The 18,491-nt window shown below is 51.5% G+C and carries 15 protein-coding genes and 1 pseudogene; 5 read left to right on the plus strand and 11 right to left on the minus strand.

Annotated features, from left to right (window positions below):
• Positions 1-102: 102 nt before the first annotated feature.
• Entirely contained in the window at positions 103-996 is an 894-nt protein-coding gene (locus ACWHYZ_RS01090) for a hypothetical protein (protein WP_447985461.1), read from the plus strand.
• On the opposite strand, the gene ACWHYZ_RS01095 is transcribed toward ACWHYZ_RS01090, so the two are convergent.
• The 3 genes and pseudogenes from ACWHYZ_RS01095 to ACWHYZ_RS01105 form a co-directional block, all read right to left on the minus strand.
• Positions 993-1,340, minus strand: coding sequence for a hypothetical protein (locus ACWHYZ_RS01095; RefSeq protein WP_447985462.1), 348 nt, complete (start codon positions 1,338-1,340; stop codon positions 993-995). The genes ACWHYZ_RS01090 and ACWHYZ_RS01095 overlap by 4 nt on opposite strands.
• A gap of 876 nt (positions 1,341-2,216) precedes the next feature.
• Positions 2,217-2,372, minus strand: a complete 156-nt coding sequence (locus tag ACWHYZ_RS01100; protein ID WP_447985463.1) for a hypothetical protein — start codon at positions 2,370-2,372, stop codon at positions 2,217-2,219.
• A gap of 245 nt (positions 2,373-2,617) precedes the next feature.
• Positions 2,618-2,990, minus strand: a pseudogene (locus ACWHYZ_RS01105) (IS3 family transposase); the annotation flags it as partial.
• Between the two features lie 230 nt (positions 2,991-3,220).
• On the opposite strand from ACWHYZ_RS01105, the gene ACWHYZ_RS01110 reads away from it, so the two are divergent.
• Both ACWHYZ_RS01110 and ACWHYZ_RS01115 read left to right on the plus strand, forming a co-directional pair.
• Positions 3,221-3,748: a dihydrofolate reductase family protein gene (locus ACWHYZ_RS01110; RefSeq protein ID WP_447985464.1), complete on the plus strand. Its 528-nt coding sequence runs from the start codon at positions 3,221-3,223 to the stop codon at positions 3,746-3,748.
• Positions 3,749-4,334: 586 nt separating this feature from the next.
• Complete coding sequence (locus ACWHYZ_RS01115) at positions 4,335-5,732, plus strand: ankyrin repeat domain-containing protein (RefSeq protein ID WP_447985465.1); 1,398 nt, start codon at positions 4,335-4,337, stop codon at positions 5,730-5,732.
• Positions 5,733-6,164: 432 nt separating this feature from the next.
• Here ACWHYZ_RS01115 and ACWHYZ_RS01120 read toward each other — a convergent pair whose 3' ends face one another.
• The 6 genes from ACWHYZ_RS01120 to ACWHYZ_RS01145 all read right to left on the minus strand — a co-directional run bounded on the left by ACWHYZ_RS01120 (position 6,165) and on the right by ACWHYZ_RS01145 (position 12,245).
• Positions 6,165-6,338 carry a hypothetical protein gene (locus ACWHYZ_RS01120; RefSeq protein WP_447985466.1) on the minus strand — a complete coding sequence of 58 codons (174 nt, stop codon included), beginning with the start codon at positions 6,336-6,338 and terminating at the stop codon, positions 6,165-6,167.
• A 55-nt stretch (positions 6,339-6,393) separates the two neighbouring features.
• Entirely contained in the window at positions 6,394-7,674 is a 1,281-nt protein-coding gene (locus tag ACWHYZ_RS01125; protein ID WP_447985467.1) for a PEP-CTERM sorting domain-containing protein, read from the minus strand.
• On the minus strand, positions 7,674-8,324 hold the full coding sequence (locus tag ACWHYZ_RS01130; protein ID WP_447985468.1) for a PEP-CTERM sorting domain-containing protein: 651 nt from the start codon (positions 8,322-8,324) through the stop codon (positions 7,674-7,676). The genes ACWHYZ_RS01125 and ACWHYZ_RS01130 overlap by 1 nt, the downstream gene beginning before the upstream one ends.
• 26 nt (positions 8,325-8,350) lie before the next feature.
• Positions 8,351-9,241, minus strand: a complete 891-nt coding sequence (locus tag ACWHYZ_RS01135) for a hypothetical protein (protein WP_447985469.1) — start codon at positions 9,239-9,241, stop codon at positions 8,351-8,353.
• 863 nt (positions 9,242-10,104) lie between these two features.
• Positions 10,105-11,403: a DUF4041 domain-containing protein gene (locus ACWHYZ_RS01140; RefSeq protein WP_447985470.1), complete on the minus strand. Its 1,299-nt coding sequence runs from the start codon at positions 11,401-11,403 to the stop codon at positions 10,105-10,107.
• 8 nt (positions 11,404-11,411) lie between these two features.
• Positions 11,412-12,245, minus strand: a complete 834-nt coding sequence (locus ACWHYZ_RS01145; RefSeq protein ID WP_447985471.1) for a hypothetical protein — start codon at positions 12,243-12,245, stop codon at positions 11,412-11,414.
• Positions 12,246-12,655: 410 nt separating this feature from the next.
• Here ACWHYZ_RS01145 and ACWHYZ_RS01150 point away from each other — a divergent pair, with 410 nt between their 5' ends.
• On the plus strand, positions 12,656-13,354 hold the full coding sequence (locus ACWHYZ_RS01150; protein WP_447985472.1) for a hypothetical protein: 699 nt from the start codon (positions 12,656-12,658) through the stop codon (positions 13,352-13,354).
• Between the two features lie 1,028 nt (positions 13,355-14,382).
• The gene (locus ACWHYZ_RS01155; RefSeq protein ID WP_447985473.1) at positions 14,383-16,311 is read left to right on the plus strand and encodes a DEAD/DEAH box helicase; all 1,929 of its coding nucleotides are present in this window, start codon (positions 14,383-14,385) and stop codon (positions 16,309-16,311) included.
• A 29-nt stretch (positions 16,312-16,340) separates the two neighbouring features.
• Here the strand turns inward: ACWHYZ_RS01155 and ACWHYZ_RS01160 are convergent, their stop codons facing one another.
• Both ACWHYZ_RS01160 and ACWHYZ_RS01165 read right to left on the minus strand, forming a co-directional pair.
• Positions 16,341-16,496, minus strand: a complete 156-nt coding sequence (locus tag ACWHYZ_RS01160; RefSeq protein ID WP_447985474.1) for a hypothetical protein — start codon at positions 16,494-16,496, stop codon at positions 16,341-16,343.
• Positions 16,497-17,185: 689 nt separating this feature from the next.
• Positions 17,186-18,325 carry a hypothetical protein gene (locus tag ACWHYZ_RS01165; RefSeq protein ID WP_447985475.1) on the minus strand — a complete coding sequence of 380 codons (1,140 nt, stop codon included), beginning with the start codon at positions 18,323-18,325 and terminating at the stop codon, positions 17,186-17,188.
• Positions 18,326-18,491: the final 166 nt, after the last annotated feature.

Genomic DNA, 18,491 nt, shown 5'->3' on the forward strand with positions numbered 1-18,491 from the left:
ATCATTCGGTTAACGGATAGTTCTTTAAAGCTATTAGAATGGAACGTCCCCGGGAGCAGCCGTACAGGCAATCGCACACTAAACGAAAAGTGAGAAGTAATCGTGGAGTATTCCATACGCATTACTCATCCGCAGAAAGGGCAGCGCACAGAAGGTCATCTGATTAAGATCGACGAGCTTAATGGTGAAGCAACCGGCAGTTTCGTCTGTCCTGACCCCAAGTGCTCAGTTCCGGTTTTTCCGATTTTTCCTGAGAAAACAAAAACGTCACAAAGCCCATACTTCAGAGCTAGTGCGAAGCGGGGTCATGTGGATAATTGCCTTAAGGATGGTGCGCTTCGATATAAAACTCAGGATGGTGGTTTGACTTGTGTCCCAGTACAGCGCCCTCGGAAATCCTGCAGAGAGTTCCCAGTTCGCTTTATACGAGCACGAGTTGATGCAACTGAAGGTGAAAAAGGTACGGTCGGAAACCAAGGAAACCATCTAGAATCAGAAGGAAGGCAACGACAGTATAGTAGAGCTGAAGACTATCAAAAGAGTAAGCGAGGAAGTGCTCTGATTCGAAACTTTGCCGAGTCGTTTGAAAATTCGCCGCTCCCTTTGAAGAATATGGGGATAGAAATTCCTGGGTGTCCAGCGAAGACCTATGCCGAGACATTCTTGGATCCATCATTCGGTGTTCAGTACCTAGGTCAGCGAATAATCCACATCTACCGTGGCTGTTATAGTCACCATGTTCTGTATGGCTCCGGGATATCGGTCTACTTTAATGGGCAAATCAACGATAAGCCACTGAGTGTTTGGATCGCTAGTGCCTTGGGGCCTCAGCAGGTTCGGGCAGAATTACTTAGACTATTAGATCGGGCGGCAGCAGGCTATTCGGCAATGGTCTATGTGCTTGGGAATTTCATCGTCACCCATGGCAAGTATGCCATTGAAATTCTTTCCATCAATGACGTATGGGTTACACTATGGGAGAAGGACTTTAGTTAGGTTCCATACGATATTGTGAGACTCTTAACCTTGAGTCTCTGGCCCAGCAGACAAACGATTCTCCACGCCTCATCGAAATTAATAGCTGTCAAGTTGGTGAGTAAAGGATTCTGACGCTGCCGTTGCCAGGTCTCTGAGTCAAATTCCCTCCGTACTTGGTAACCCTCTGGATCTTTCTCACCAAATACAATCCCCATCGCTACTTCAGGCAAGTCATCAGTATAAAGGCTTATATCGAGAAATCCCTCTGGGTAGCTGCCAGCCTGGTACGGAGGCGTATAACCTCCGACGTTCATGGTGCACCCTTCATAATCCTTGAGCACTTCAAGGAGGAGTTTGACCATGTGGTCAGCAAAATTATGGCTCGACTTTAGACAGTAGGTTGTACCATGCCGGGCAGCGGAATAACGAACAAGTCGGTTTGGCTGCATCTTCAATTCCGAGACAACATAGCCGGTGCTTCCTATTCGAAGGAAACTGACCTTAGGAATCCCCACCCTCGAAGAGTATATCTACTCCAATATTAGTTTGGACCGGGGGGAGGAACAACGTGGTAATTCGACTTCGTCGATAGTAAGTCAATGCGTCAATTCGTATGGCCAATTCATAAACCGTTTTTTTAGCCCATAAAAGTGCATGCGAAACCGTTCGACGGTTGACGCCGAGAGACGTAGAAATAGCCCTAACGCTCATCTTAAGGCATGGAAATTCGGAGAATTTTTCTGCAATAGTATGGTCTGTGGCCGCGAAAAGGATTGCTTTAAATGGTATCTGCGCTATGGTTCGGATACTTTCCGTTTGGGCCAACGCTTGAACGGGTTGGGTTATGGAAAAGCCAATCCTTTTGGATTCGTTTGTAAGGTGCGTTGAAGTCCTTACCCTTTTGCCGGTGACTGAAAAAGAGCCCTTCTTTGTTATTCTCGCATAGAAAGCGGGCTGCCATTGTTCCTTGAACGCTTACGATCACGCTCACATTCGTGAATAGATCCGGGACGTGCTGAGCAATCCAGTATCGTTTTTCCATGGTATTCACCCTAAACACTCAATCCATCCCACAACCATTGGAAGGGAAGACGAATTCTTTTTAACGAGGTCCGAAGACGGTCCGCCTTGCCAGAAGAAAGTCGACACTCAGTTGAGAGTGTTCTTTCGGCAATCCTACCTTTTACGATGCCGCTACGACTTGGCGGATATAAAACTCTGGTATTGCCTCTATACGTCTAGCCGTCATTGCCGTGGATGTTTTTCACTTCCTTTCCAAGACAGTCATTGCCGATAGCAAGTTGCTCTACTTTGGATTTGAGGTACGTCGACAAATCCTTTGGATTGGCTGTAAAAGCATGGCTATGGTCGAGAATCTGCACTTTCTGGGACATTCGACTTCAGCTCAACTGGATGTCGTCAAGTGCCGAAAAGCTACAGCAGCCAGGGATTAGGGGGAGCAGGGCCTCCACTACTAAATGTTGCGATGTGAGTGGATGCGGTGAAGTTCGAGAAGTTTGTGTCACCGGCTGTGAATCTGCGTTGATCGACCCGATCCTGAAGGCTCAAGGCGTGAGCTTGCACCGGTACGAAAACTACCATACTTGTTGGGCTTATCGATGGGCGGTTTGGTCGGGTTCTACCCCGTTTCCACGGACGGTTGAATTAAGAGTTTGTGCTCCTGTTGCTGGAACACCAGGCGCCACCGCTGCCGGGGATTGTGCCAGCGCTCGATGTAGTCAAAGATATCCGCTCTTGCCTCGGCTCTCGTCCGGTACTGACGCCGGTTCACGCGTTCTCGTTTGAGCAGCCCAAAGAAACTTTCGGCGGCCGCATTTGTCGGCACAGCTGCCCACCGCACTCATGCTACAAATAATGTGGTGCGCCGCCAGGAACCGTTGATATTCTTCGGAAGTAAACTGACAGCCGCGATGTGAGTGCAGAATGACGGGCGTGCGGCCCGGCCGCTGCCACACCGCCATCAACACCGCCTGGTAGAAGTCCTGTAAGTGACCAGCAACTCGCGGAAGTGACGGCGGTTGCCGAACATCAGGTCGCGGACGATCAGCCTCCAGGGATCCCCCAGCGCCTCGAGAGTCAGATTGACGGGCAGCCCGAGCGTGGGGCGTTCATGCGCACTCCAAAAACCAATTGCGATATGAAATGAGTCGAGCTAGCTTACAACCGATTGCATAACGCAATCAGAATCGCGCGGATGTGCCGCGTGAGGAAAGGAAGTGGTATGGCTAGGCTCGTGTTCGGAATGAACCAGTCCCTGGACGGCTACGTCGACCATATGGCGTTTGCGCCAAGCCCCTCGCTTTTCCGCCAGTTCATCGAGGAGGCTCAGGGGCAGGCGGGCAGTGTCTACGGTCGCCAAATGTATGAGGTCATGCGTTACTGGGACGACGATCATCCTGGATGGGATGCAGAGCAACACGCCTTCGCGGCGGCGTGGCGGAACCAGCCGAAATGGGTCGTCTCGCGCTCGTTGAAGTCGGTCGGCCCCAACGCCAGGCTTGTTCATGATCTTGAGGGCGCGATCCGCGAGCTGAAGGCTGAGCGCGACGGGGAGATCGAAGTTGCTGGCCCGGACTTGGCGCAAAGCCTGACCGAACTTGGCCTGATCGATGAGTATCGAATCTACCTGCACCCCGTCGTGCTTGGTCACGGCAAGCCATATTTCGCCGGGCCACGGCCGCCGCTCCGCCTTATGGCTAATGATCGGATTGGCGAGGATGTGATCAGGTTGGCCTACGTTCCTGCTTAATGTCGCGATTCGCCGGATGGAAATCGCCGCTGAGTCTGGTCTTGGGACGACGTTGTTAGGCAACCTGATGGTCGCTAACCGTCGAATACATTCCCAGGGAGCTGAAGGAGGGGACGCTCTATGTGTGCACGGGCTTCGGGACGGCCGCTCATAAATGTTGCTGCGGATGCGGAAAGTAAGTCATTACGCCGATCGGGCCTACAGATTGGCAGTTGACGTTCGATGGGCTCGATGCGTTCGTGGGGATGTCAAATGAAGTGTGTGCACATTTCCATGCCCACTGCAAGGACGGATCAAGGTGAGGATCATGTGCATATGTTTTCTTGGTGCCGTCCTTGTCCGTGTCCGGCGTGACGAGACCTACAGGAGGATTGTTTGCTCATTTTTTTCCACTATGTGTATAAGCTTCGATCTTCCGTTTGGTGTCCGTGGTTCCTCGACGGCCCATATTTGCCGTTCTCTCCGGTGATGTATGAATACTGCGGTAAAACTATATAGTGATTTTTGGGAATAAAACGTAAAACCGCACCGTTTTGCTAGATATTTATGGTGAGCGGCTGAATCTTGGCACAGAGTGGACGCCCTCATGGATGATCAACATACCACCGACGAAGCCCCCAAACCATCTTTCATCTCTCCGCCCCTACGTCAGCTCGCCGCATCACCGGAAGCCTTGAAGGAACTCCATAGACTGTGCCGTGAAGGACGACTGTATGAGGTTGAGCGTTGGATCACCGAGGGCAAACCGCTTCAGCTTGCGGTCGGCCCTCTACAGAAATCGGCACGGGGTAAGACCACGCTAGAAATCGCCATAGAAACGGGTCAACATTCGCTGACGCATCTCCTTTTAAAATATGGCTATGAACTCGCTCGTGAATTTCGCTCGCCGCTGGATGCGGCCCTTCAGGCCAGACGTTGGGACTTGGTTGATCTGCTCCTCGACAATGGTGCTGATCTACACAGCGCCGACGTGTACCACGTGGAACTGTACGAACGATGCTGGTTGTCGGGATATGACCTGACTAATCGCCATGAGATGGCGGCCATTCTCGGTCATAGCAGCAGCAACCGGCCGCTACTGGGATTCGTGAAGCGACATCGTGCCGAAGATCCCAAGATTCAGTACGAAATCAATCTCGCGCTGGGGTACCAAGTCAAGGAAGGAAACGAGAGAGGAGTGAATCTATGTCTGTGGGCCGGGGCAGATCCTCATGCCCCTGCCACAAGTGAACCAGCGGCTTCTGATGAGGACGGCGAGGAAGACCGTTTTCGCGGTTGGTCAGCGATCGAGGTTGCTGCACGGGAAGGACATCTCAGCATTTTGAAACGCCTCGGCCCCGATCCGGCACGTGATGACTTCGATAACTTGTACCAGTGGGCAAAGGACGGTCACATCATCACATATCTTGCAACGATTTGCCCGCCAAAGGATCTCACATCAATCCTGTCATGGCATGTCCGCTGGTTGGATGACTGCTTCCCATGGTCGAGCCGGACAGGAATCGGCACGATAGACGCTCTTCTGAGTTGCAAAGTGAGATGGCAAGAAACAAGACCAGAGCAATTAGCCGATATTCGGCGCTCGCTGTTAAAGGCCACTGACTATGATTTCAGTACCGTGATCCGTCGCCTGAAGCGCGAGGACGTCTGTGAATCACAGACATTCAATGAACTGATCCGCACACCGAGGATACAGGCTCGAGTGCTGGCGCTTGGACTCATCAAAAAACCCGTAAAAGAGCGCGAAAAGCAACGAGAGCAGCGTGCGCGGTTGATGCGGCGATACGATCGACACGTGCTCTACGAGCGGGTCTGGTCTGAGCCGGTTCAGAAGGTCACCGAGCTTTACGGCATATCGGATGTGATGCTCGGTAAAGTCTGCCGCGCCTTACACATTCCCGTGCCGCCAAGAGGTTATTGGGCTCGTATTCGAAGTGGCAGTCGGGTTCGTAAGCCATCCTTGCCAGCGTTGGGAAGCGATTAACCTCAGCCCGATTACCACAGTATCATGTCTCCCTTCATGCAGCCTCTTCAGTTCCAGCTCCGATGGAACGATGTTGTGGTGCCACGCCGAATCAGAAGACAGGCGAGGCCCACACTCATCTCGCACCCTTCGCGGTGTTCAACTGATGGGTGCGATCGCTGAGCCTATCAGCCTCACTGATGCACAAATGGTCTACGAGCCGAAGTACGACGGCGTTCTTGTGAAAACGATGATCGTGCCGGGAAAAGAGGCTGCCGGCGTCGCGATGCGGTCACGCCGGGAATCTCATAGCGCCTCAGTTTCCCGATGTCGTCCACGCACTCGCATGAGTTTCGGCACACGTTTGAGGGTGGCTCATCGCTATGGATGCAGCCGGAAATCTTGTCCAGGCATGTCGCTTCGGTGTTAGAACTGAACGCGGATGCCCAGGGATTAGCGGAGCAGGGCGCCGCTCGTAAATGTTGCGATGTGAGTGGATGCGGTGAAGTTCGAGAAGTTTGTGTCACCGGCCGTGAATCTGCGTTGATCGACCCGATCCTGAAGTCTCAAGGCGCGTGCTTGCACCGGAACGAAACCTACCATGATAATAAACAAAGACCACCACATATGAGTCCTCCTTTATGTTAGAGATTGTTCCACGCTAACAGCGGACACCTTACTGCTAGTTCCTTTGTTTCCTGCCAAGGTATCTGAGCATGGCGAGCCCTGGCACGCCGGCCACCATCAAAGCTGCTGGCGTCGGCTCCGGCACAACCGTTGACTCAGGGGCGACCGTACCGATAAAAGCGGAGCCCTCAGACCAGCCCACGACGCATGGCCACGTCGTGATGTCCGGGGGGTGATGTTGGCACCTTCCAAAGGGGCGCACATTGATGCCCACACTCGACTGATACTGCGATTCGCTGATGAACGTCGAACGAGCCAGTACATCAATCGATCCTCCGGAGACGTCCTTCTCACCAGCCACGACGGGCCGATTCGACTCGAACCCCAACCAGAGCGTGAAGTCGTACGGTAGGCCCGCGAATCCATGCAGGCTTTGTCCAAATCCAAAGAGGTTACTAACCTCGAACCCTTCCACCTTCGCCTCCACTTGGATGTCGTCCAGCGTCGCGACACTCACACCAGGGAGTAGTGGAGTCGGCGAGCCGTCATTGCTATAGGAAGTGACCAGAATGGAGGCTGCGAAGTTCGAGAAGGTGGCAGCACCGGCCGAGAAACCGCTGCCGTCGTCGACCAGATCCTGGAGGCTCAGCCCGTGCGCGTGCGCTGGCACGAACCCCACCATCACGAGACACACAGCGCCCCACAGGCGGTTCCTGTATCGCCGGCCCACGTAGCGGAACATCGCGAGCCCTGACAGGCCAGCCACCATCAAGGCGGCTGTCGTGGGCTCAGGCACAGGCACCACGGTGCCGATGAAGGCCCTACCGCCCTGGAAGTGAAAGGCGCAGGGATTCATCAAGGGATGTTGGCAGCTTCCAGGGATCTGCGCATTCATGTGGGCACCAGACCTGTAATGAGACTCGCTGATGAAGATCGACCCCGCCACGGCCCCCATACTTTGTGCACTACTCACGGACCAATCAGAAATAAACATGGGATGGGTAGAATCGAAGTTAAAATGAAGCGTGAAATCGCTCGGCATACCATGCAGTCCCTCATTGGAATATCCTGTTCCGTAAATGTTACTGACCTGAAATCCATCGGGTCTCAGGTCAACATGGATGTCATCCAATGTCGAGAAGGTACAGCAGCCGGGGATGAGTGGAGCCGGGCCGCCACCAAGGCTATAGGTGCCGATGTCAATGGAGGCCGTGAAGTTCCAGAAGGTCGTGGGACCAGCTCTGAAGCTGTCTTGCTCGATCAGATCCTGCAGGCTCAGGGCGTGTACGTGCACCGGCACGAGGCCGACCAGAAGCATCACCAATGACCACCACATTATGAGTCCTCCCTAGAGCGCCCTGTGTGTTTACGACCCAAGTTGCGCAGCATGGCGAGGCCGGGCACGCCAGCGATCATCAAGGCTGCGGTCGACGGCTCAGGCACGTTCGTGGTGACGGTGACGGACCCCTCGTGAAAAGAGAAGTCGCAGGGAAATAACGGGGAGTGCGTGTGACTGCAGTGCGGGGAAATCTGAATGCCGAGGGAGGCCGTGTAATGATAGGTGACCGGATGACTCAACGTCTCATCGAGAGAGGCGGTCGTGAATGGAGACCACGCTCCCCCCAGCGTGACATCGGTCAGACGAACGGGACGAGGAAACGAATCGAACGCGAGGGCAAGATGGAAATCGCTCGGCATACCATGCAGTCCGTTATCGCTTTGCCCTGATCCGTAGATGTTGCTGATCAGGAACCCATCGGGCATTAAGTCAACCTGGATCTCATCCAGCGTCGAGAAGGTACAGCAGTCAGGGATGAGCGGAGCAGGGCCGCCACCAATGCTATAGGTTGCGATGTGAGTAGATGCCGCGAAATTCGAGAAGGTTGAGCCACCAGCTGAAAAGCTGCCTTGATCGACCAGATCCTGCAGGGTCAGCCCCTGCACCGGCAGGGGAAGCAGAAGGAAGAAGAATAGCATTAAACCCATAAGAAGGCCGCCCTTTGATAAGGTATTTAAGTAATCTTAACCACAGAGGGCGCGGTGTGTACTGTCGCGACCAGAACGACCACTGCCAGGAATAGGCCCGTACGGCCTGCCACATCACGGGCTACTTTACCTGTTACATGCCGCACAGCAAGTAGGAATCCTTCTCGCCATGCCCACACGAGCACAGCGGTCGTGACAAGAACAGCCGTGGAGGGTTCTGGGATGGGAGTCCGTGAAGCCTGAAAGGACGCGAAGCTCCCGGCGAAGGGAATCCCTTCACCGGACTCAATATGAAACGTGCAATTCATAAAGCCTGGTTGACATTCCTGAAAAGGATTTATCTTCAGGAAATCCCTCACCGTTGCCTCAGTCGTGCCAACCGGGAGGAAGTCAACGCGGCGATGACATGAGAGTGCGATACAGAATTCAGCATACGCTTGCTCGCCCGTTGGTGTCGTGACGTCTAGCGAGTGAAACGCATCAGCACCAATTGAGACTGCGTGGCCTGGGACCATTCGAGGGCCAGTGTCCAGCCTAACGTCCCCAAGACCCATCACTGTATAGTTAAGCGTGAGACTCATTTCGAGTGGTGGAGTCTGCGGCGAGCCAGACAATGAAGAACGTTCTGCGGTTCCTTCCCAAGCAAAGCCACTGACTTCAAAGCCGTCTTGATTGGATGGACTAGAGAACGGGGTCAGTTGTAGATCGGCAAGGGTCGCCTGTCGCGTGGTGATAAGTCCCTGAACCGCTCCAGGGAAGAATTCCCTGTAGGTGAGAGTGGCGTGAAAGTTTGTGAAGGTAAGGCCGTTGCTCGTCATGACCCTCCCCCCGTTTACCAGATCGGACAGCGGTACGGCGTATGCGGTCCGTGCCGTTGCGAACAGCAGGAATAGCAGCAGGAATAGCCGGACAGTCATGAGTGTCTCCATGTAACAATTTCGTCTACATGTCAGATGGCGCACAGCAAGTAGGGTGCCCTATTGTAAGCAGGTAGAATTATTGGCACTCCAAGTCTTCATGAATTTTTCATGAAGGGAAGGTGTCAAAGAAACCGGCGATATATGTTACGATCGAGGGGTTTGTCAGTAGTCGCAGGTAGAAGAAAGCATTGCAGCAAGGAGGCTGCAAATGATGCGATCCGCCCAAGCCGCTCCGCATGTAATTAGATACATACTCCTACGCACTTCGGCTCGCACAAACTCTTGACTGCTTCTAACTTTTTCCTTATAGCACAAAGTGCCGACAGTCCCGAATTAGCAAGCAGTACTTGTCACTCATTAGTCCGAACGCCTGCTGAATTATGCATCACTGACGTCTAGTTGCTGTCCAATTAAGCTATAAACCGTTCGCTTTATCCGCAAAACTGACGAGAATGTGAAGCAGGGACTCGTCAATGCGGACATGGCTGCGTCACTCCATCCATGTTCTCCTAAGGCCAAAAACCAGTGGCTCCCATAACGCTATGCGTGAAGGCAGTCTAGCGCAGTGACGATTCTATATTAATCTTGGAATAGACTTGAGGGACTGCCGGATACTCAGCCTAACAACACTGTTTAATTTACGTATCGGTAATAATCGATGGGAGTCCTGAAATCTAACTCAAAAGGATCACCCAGGGGGGCGAGTGCTTGATTCGACTTGGCTAGTCTGTCTTCTACTTGCGACTTCTCCCTTCCAAATACGGAACGGCGGCTGTGACAAGTTCTTCTACTACAGCCAAAGTCAAATTAGCCGTTTGCATCAATTCAACTATGGTGCGGATCGTCCTGACGTATGTTCGTTACACCCGCTGCAGGGCAGAGGAAGCGCCATTGTTCTCCGCTAGTCGCTGGCGTTGGGATTCACGATATTCACGAGCCTCAGCGAGCTGGGTCAGGGTAACCGTGTGACCCAGCTTTTGGCACGCCGCAGCAATGTCATTCAGTGCAACATGAAAGAACTCCTTGCGAAGGTTAACTTTATTGATCCGGCCTTTTTCGAACTGGCTATGCAAGGACGCCTCGAGCGCCGGGGCATCATCCGTCATAATTAACGCGTGAATGTCGAACTCAAAAGGTACTGAGGCGTCTCCGAGTTCCTTAATACGCTCCTTAGGGTCGTTTCGGCGAGTCATCCCAATTTTAAAGACGTTCTCTCCAAAAGACCCAATGTTCGAGATAATGTAGACGTGTCCCTTACGAGTGATTTGAGCCATGGCGGTGGCGCGCTGCCGTTCTGCGGTAGCCTCTTCGAACTTCCGCTGTAACTCCATAATCTTGGCTTCATACTGCGCACGTTCTTCCGCGGTCTTCCCTGCCTGTTCTTGTCTCGCCTGTTCAAGCGCCGCCTGATAACGCTCTTGCTCCCGTATCGCTTTTTCGCGCGCGCTTTCCGCTTCAGCCCGCTCCTTTTCTTCTTCGCGCATTGCGGCTTTGAGCTCAGCCTGTTCTTCTTTAGCCCGTTGCTCCAGTTCTTTGTAATCATAGACGAGTGCTAACTCTTTGAGCTTGAGCTGAAGATAGCCCTCGGCAATTCGGTAACCGGTCCCTGCGATTAACGAATCGATCTTCTCCACCGATGTATTGATCTGCTGTCTGCATCTTTCAAAGTTGTCATACCGCACCGTTTCTATAATCGCTGATACTTCCCCGTTGAAGGCGCTCACCGCCAATTTGGCCACATCTCTGGGGGATAAGGGAGTAGCTTGCGTCACTGGGCTCTTAATTAACACCTTCTTTTGCTTGATCAGTTCCTTTTGTGCCTCGCGGGTGAGATCTAATGCTTCTACGTAATGCAGGATATCGTTGAAGGTGAATTTGGGCTGGTAAAAACCTAGTTCATGAAGGTCGAGATCAAGCTCGTACTTGCTTAGACGTGCCTGGAGTTGAGTCGCTATCTGTTCTGTGGCCGAGACGTCGCCTTTCAATCGCGCCAATTCGGATTGAATATCTTGTATGGGTTTGAACTTGGCCAGCTCTCGAGTCAGACGCTCATTGTCATCCACGAGCAAAGCATTTTTCTGGAGGAGCTTAAAGTACATGGCTCCTATCGCCCCCAATGCAAGGGACAGGACGGCAAATACAAGGATGAGGTTGTCCATAGGCGCTCCTAACGTCGCACCACACCGATTCGTTGCTTATTGATAAAAGCCACGAGATCTTCTCTCACTACTTTGGCGACCGCTCGCAGATAGGTATGGAGATGGATCAGGTCCTCGCCCGTCGCTAGCTCTTCATCCTTGATGAATAGGGTGATGTGCCCATGCAATTGTGCGGGAAGTAGAGCCAACGCTTGCTGTCCGATCTTGGCCACAATACGGTCTGCTGTCTCTTCAATGCTTCTCGCCGGCCGCACTCCTGCTTCTTCAGAGATACGCTGTAACTCTTTCATGCTGAGCTGGAGCAACATTCCCTTGGCATCTACCACCTCACGAAACAATTGGGTGCGCGCCATTTCGCGTAACGCCTCTGGATCATCGTTGCTAACATAGAAAGAGTGCCCGTCTGTGTCTTGAAACCGTTTCACGATCTCTCGAAAATCCGCGTATGTCAGTGACGGAAAGTGCTTGGCGATGTAACGATAGGCGGTCAACCAGCGATCGTCCTTCTTGAGAAAGGACAGTTCCTGGGGAAGGTATTGCTCGACGTAATAGACACCTGAGACGAGCAGCACCTCGTACATGGTGTCAAGATTAATGTAATTTGCTCCGAAATCATCATTGTTCACCCGCTTAATAAGGTCGCGCAACGCATCTTTGAAGCGTTGAAAGCCGTCGAGGCCGAGCACCGAGTTAAATTTCCCTGAGAAGAGAAACGAATCGATGAAGGTTGGCTTCACCTTTCGCATCTCGTACAATTTCTTATTATCCGCCTCGCGCAAGATGTCGATGACATCCTGAAGATCGTAGGAGGCGGAGGTGTGTGACGGACTGGTTAGGGGCATGGGTAGTTCTTCCTAATTAATGGAGAGTGTAGTACGGCCACGGATGGGATCACAAGCCCTGCACTAGAATCTGATTCCGCCTAATAAACTTACTGAACGCGTGAATCTAAGCAGGCATTGGGACGCAAAACGATTGCTGTGCAGCGACTTCTCCTAGAGAGGTATAAGTACTTGGGGTCAGGAGCCGAGGAGCAGTCGAACGCGCCGCGGTCAACTTTCCTTACTCAGCAGTATGGGTCAATGATGCGTCGTTTTAGCTTCGGAGGTGCCACCGACTTCCCCGATTCGTTAAGCTCGAATCTGCGCATCGTTAAAACTCATGAGCATGCCTTGAAGGACATCGTCTCTGGTGAAGCCGTCAGGAGCGTTTTGACATTTTCTCAATCGAAAACTCAGGAGGCAGGATCACAATGATATGGTCGACTAAGACAGGCTACGCGTTTCACGTTGTCACGCTCGCACTCTCAGTACTCTTCATCACTCCTCTCGCGCATGCCATTGACGATGACGTCAAAGTGCCTTTCCTGTTTACTGAAGATGCCACACTTCCACAAACCGATCTCAGGGGAAGCCTCCCCCACTCCGATGCCATCCAAAGTGACAAGTATTTAAATGCACCGATGACGCGTTTGGAGTATATGCTGACCAAAATTGAAACAGCCCTTATAGATGAATACACCAAATCATACGTCCTCAGGCAATTAAAGGAATCTTTCGAGCCAACTCCTGACGGCCCCACGGTTGCTCCCTATGCTCGATATGATGCTCAACGGGGGCGGATCTTCATCGGATATACCATCGACAACCTTGGCAAACCGAAATCACCGTTAAAAGCAGCCTGCGAAAATATTTTGATGATTATGAAGGTGGTAGCTCCCCAAGAACCCCTTGGCTTTCTGTATCACAATACTGTACTCGGCGTATTGGCTCAAAAGTCGTATGAACACTACACCCCATCACTGGATGTCCTGGCTAAAAGTGTAATCCATGGTGCCAGACTCCAGTCTGCGACAGCCGACAAGACGATTGTTCATAGCCTGGCCTGTCAACGAAACGAAGTGGACGCCCCGATCGTCTATTATCGGTTTAGTTTTAATCTCAACGACTAAAGGAAAACGGACCAATGGTCACCACTTTGCCCGCAATGACCTCATTCAGGAGGCGGAAGAGGTGCGTTTTTGCTTCATGAATATTGCCACAGCGGTCGCATCGTCATTGCGCCAGTTAGTTTCAGGCGCTACCGCTTCGACGTACTGGTACGGCAAATAACTGCTGAGAACCGACATGACGCAGTTGATTTCGGTTGTCCGCTGGGCAGAGAACTTCTTTGATGAAGCATCAGGACCAGAGAAAGTTAAGGCTGATTTATCCGGGCAAGCTCTATCTCGCCATGCTGACTAACAAATTCCTAAGGTTTTAGCGGAGCATCACTCGGGCGGGAGAAACGAGCAACGACTGGCTACCGGCGTCGCGATGTGGCCACGGGGGGAATCTTATGGCGCCACACAATCCACGTGTCATTGTGGAGAGAGACGTACGTTTGTCTTTACGGCAAATGGGCGCGGGAAGAGCGGTGGGTCTGCGTAGTGGTGTTGTCCCCCGTCGGGATGATCGATAAGCCTGCGAGGTTGAAGCTTCAGAACCTTCAATTCTCAAACTACGTCGTGCGGTCGAGGAAAATGGCCGTCTCTTACAGATGAACATATACCGGCGGCTTAGCACAATTTAGATTGGATGGACGGCGAAATCCGTTTCATAAAAAATGCCGGAGCTGACATTTTATCGTTGTTCAAAAACCATACGTCCCTACTTCTAAGGGCCTCTGTGCCCGTGTTTCCTCTACTCCGCTGATCATCAACGTTTAAAACTCAACTTACGTAGCAATAGGGCATTATATTGGCTGACTAAGGCCATAGGGATATATTTGTTGATTTACTGTAACTGATATATAGGTGCAGCAACGACAGTGCGCCATCGGTATTCTCTTTATCCCATAGAGAACAAAGTGGCTATGCTTCATGGAACCGCTCAGCTGCGAGGAATGAAAGAGCCACTACTGTTGTAACAAGCAGTTACCGCCCGCAATTTCATTTGCATTTACTGATGCATCGATCATCATATGAATCCGAGGAATGATATGGCATTACAGCGTGAACGAATTCAGTTGCCAGGAATGAAGGAAGCAGAAGACCTTGTTCTCACAAAAAGTTACCGGCCTAATTTTAACTTCCCGCATTTCAATCCATTACAATCCAGGGCGCTTGAGCATGCCCTTGCTTGGCATGACCTTTTCGTTATTGGCAAAACAGCATCGGGCAAAACAGTCGTTGGAGAGATGTATGCATTAGAGGCTGCTGAGAGGGGTGTGAAGACGCTGTATTTAGCCCCTATGAAAGCACTTGCGGACGAAAAGTACACCGAATGGAAACATTCAAGGAGTCCTTTGAGCCATCTTCAGATCGGGAAGATCACTGGGGACTCCAGACCAAACGAACGGTCGAATAGCGTCTTGAATGCAGCGGATATTATAATTGCTACCCCAGAAATTCTAGATGTGCAAGTTCGACGCGATCCGATACATTACCCTCAATGGATTTCAGCTATCGGAGCGATTGTCGTCGACGAAGCGCACCTGATTACTTCAAAAGAACGTGGTCCTCGACTGGAGAGCGCCATCATGAGGACAACTGAAACCTTTCCAGAATGCCGCTGGTTGCTACTCTCCGCAACCGCACCGAATAGTCGCGAATACGGGGCATGGCTCTCTAGTCTTGTGTCAAGACACGTTCACATCGTTGAAAGTGAGTACCGCCCGACACAGCTGCAGGTACAGGCTTCTTTGTATAAAATCAACAGGTCGGAATCGCGAGAGGACACTCAAAGGAAACAATGTCTTGAAATTATAAGAAACAACCCCGAGGCGAGCGTCCTTATATTCTCTGGCTATCGCCGTTGGGCACAAGATACAGCGAAATTTTTACAGAAACATGGAATTAAGGCAGGGTACCATATCGCACGTCGTAGCCCGGAGACGTTGGAGCTGTTACAACGAGATTTTACTGAACGGAAATTGCAAGTCCTTGTGGCAACGACTACTCTGGCTTGGGGAGTAAATCTCCCTGCCACCCACGTCATCATAGCCCATCAATACTTCCACCCTGAGGAAAACCCTGAACAAGAAATCCCTGATTACGATATTTGGCAAATGTTGGGCAGGAGTGGTCGCCCTCAGTATGACAAAGTTGGTACAGGCCATATCCTGCTTGCCGAAGAAACCGCCCACTACCATATGGCCAGAATCCAGAATAAGGCTCCGCTGGCATCGAAGATGGTTGACCAATTACCCTTTCATATTCTCGGACGAATACACAGTGTGGACGGACAGACGAAAGACGACTTGCTTCAGGCGTTATCGCGCTCCTTCGCCTCATATCAAGGTAGTTTTAATCAATGTCAAGTTCAGGAGGCACTAGACAAACTGGAGGAGTGGCGTTTCATATCTGAGGAGGTCGATGATGTTGGTCGTTCTGTCTATGTGATTACAAAGAGAGGGGAAGCTTGTGCATTCATGTATCTCGACCCGGAAGATATCTGGATCATGTTTAGTACCCTGATGGGCCACGCGCCATGGCGCAAACATGACTTCGTGTCAGTCGACATAGCCATCGCGTGGGTGTTAGCCGATAGGCCATCTGCGTACCGAGCCCATGCACCTGCAGGGCTGCTTGGAATTCTCAGCGAATTCAAGCATGTTCTAAGCACGACCTTGGGCATGTACGAGCCAAACATCGATCTAGGAGCGGCAGAGTGTGCACTACACTTGCTGATGGGACTGCAGCCAGGTGCATTTTCCAAACGGTTTCCTGCTTTCAAACCTACATCTCATTCTTTTAACAAAATGAAGGTCTCAGATCTGTCACGGATCTGCAGTTGCTTGCATCGTTGGCTTGTGGCCGATGCTGAAGTCGAAGTGCACGATAAGGCGCAGGCAATCGACTTCCTCAATAGAATGACTGAACGGCTGAGAGACCTCGCAAGGGATAGTGCAGCAGGCCTAGAGGAGTAAAAGTTGACCTTTCCCGCTGTCGTCGACCCTCAGTCAAAAGGGGAACCATAAACTTCCTCCCACTCTAAACAAGCGTCATCATAGTCTTCCTGCATCTGATCAATTTGCTCCAGACTATAACCTCGCTGAGTGAGGTTTTGACGATACTCTTCCGAGAAAGGTTGAAACGGATTGACAGGCGGCATATATCCCTCCATTCGAGATTATACCCCCCGTCGGCCTGCGGAGCCTCTTAATAGCTGCAATCGTGTCGCTTCGTCTGACAACTTCTAGAAATGGGTTTGTTTATCGCCATCAAAATATCAACAACTATTATATCTATGTCTATTGCCTTGGGCCGCCATGGAGAGTTCAGTATTTTTGCTCCTTCGGCGGCACTCAGACGCCGCCTCGGACACATTATGCGCTCTAGGAGTTTGACGAAGGCTGAACAAAGGGTATCATCTCTCTGGCGGCGTACTAAGCGACAACGGTGGGACCTCAGTCGATCAAGGACATTATCCCTGAATGGTATCCCTATACATCAACATAAGGAGGCCTGGGAGATCCCTCTAGGCAGTCTCTGAGGAGTCGGCTATGTCACAGCATACCCAAACCGTCACTATTCACCAAGCAAAGACGCAGCTCTCTCATCTGCTGAAGGAGGGTTGTTGCGGGCAACGTCGTAATCATTGCCAAGGCCGGCAAGCCGATGGCAAAGCGCGGCCGATTTTGACGCTCCCCTTCCCGCACTGCAGGAAGACTTTGACGGAAAGACATGAGACTGTGCCTGATCCTATCTGTGGTGAGCGGTACGGTGGGACGCTGTGGTCGGCGCGTATCAGGCGATCTGGTCGGCTTTCAAAAATGGATAGGGGATGTCCTTTTTGGAGATTTACTGAACCTGATGTTGGGTTTGCCAAGCCAAAGGTGGTGCAATATCAGTGCGGCGTATGGTCAGAGTCCCCCGAAGCCTTCCACTGACTACAGCCCTGGAGAAGGTCGCTATACATTTAGGTCCATTCCCCGCTGCTGGATTCAAGTTTAAATTAATTTGTGAGCTGCTCGTTGTCCCGCCGCCAAAATAGCTATGTCCTCGCGTACCTAAGGGAGGATGAGGGCAGCCCCCCACTAAACTCTCTACCATGACGCCGCTCAATGAGGCTGCCGTTACACGACCATTTGCATCTACAGTGGCCTGAAGTTGAAGATTTTGCATTGTTGCTTGATAACGGCAGTCTCTCCCGCCACCGAACTGCACCGAGCTATTGCTTCCTGTTCCCGACCAGGTTCCTGTTATCGGGCTGCAGGTCATCTGAGATAATTTAGAAAGATTTGACTCATAATTTCCAATCTCTTGATCAAGTAAAATGACATTGTCGTTGTAACGCTTTTTCTGCCCCTTTAAAGCGCTTTCGAGCTGTCCCAGTGACTGCAAGACGCGCGTATTGAGGTCGAGCCAATCGAATGCAAACTGGCTCCCGATTCCTGGCAACGCCATGAGGTCTTCATGCACCTTGATCAAATAGACCAGGGACTCCCTTGTACTTGGAATGTCTTTAGTGAGAGTCGCATCAAGAGAAGCGACGACGGTTTTGCCCTTCGCCGAAGCATCCTTAAGGTCCTGCAGATAGGCGTTAAGTTTTTGGATCGACGCAGGTCTCGTTGCGCAGTTACTGAAATCTCCTACTGATACGATATTGGCGCTTGTAAATTGTGATGGTAACGGAGACTTTCTGGCTGCTTCGGTCAATTTGTCATATCGATCGGCAAGCTTAGACCAATCGCTACCGGTTGAAATGGGTTTTCCGTGGAGAGCATTATCGGCCGCCCCTCGAAGCTTCTCAAGCTCTTCATGTGCATCTTTGGCCTCATTCAAGGCCTTAATAAGTTCGACCGCATTTTTAGACAGTTCTTGTGCGGATAACATTGGAACTTGAAGCGTCTCCGTGGAAGCTAAGATAACAGCTGTGAACGTGAAGACCTTATAAATAGAAAGGTTTCGCAGTCGGAACAAAACTATCTGACTGATCATTATCTTAGCCTCCTCGTACGTAAGCCTAAGCATTAACACTATGCAGGCACTGAGGCAAGAAAAGCAATACAGTAAATTACAACCGCTTGACCAGGATATGCATCACCGCAGAGGTTGTTCGAACGCAGTTAGCAAGGAGAGGGCGGCTCATCCATATCCGATGAGC

The organism is Nitrospira sp. Nam74 (assembly GCF_965152615.1).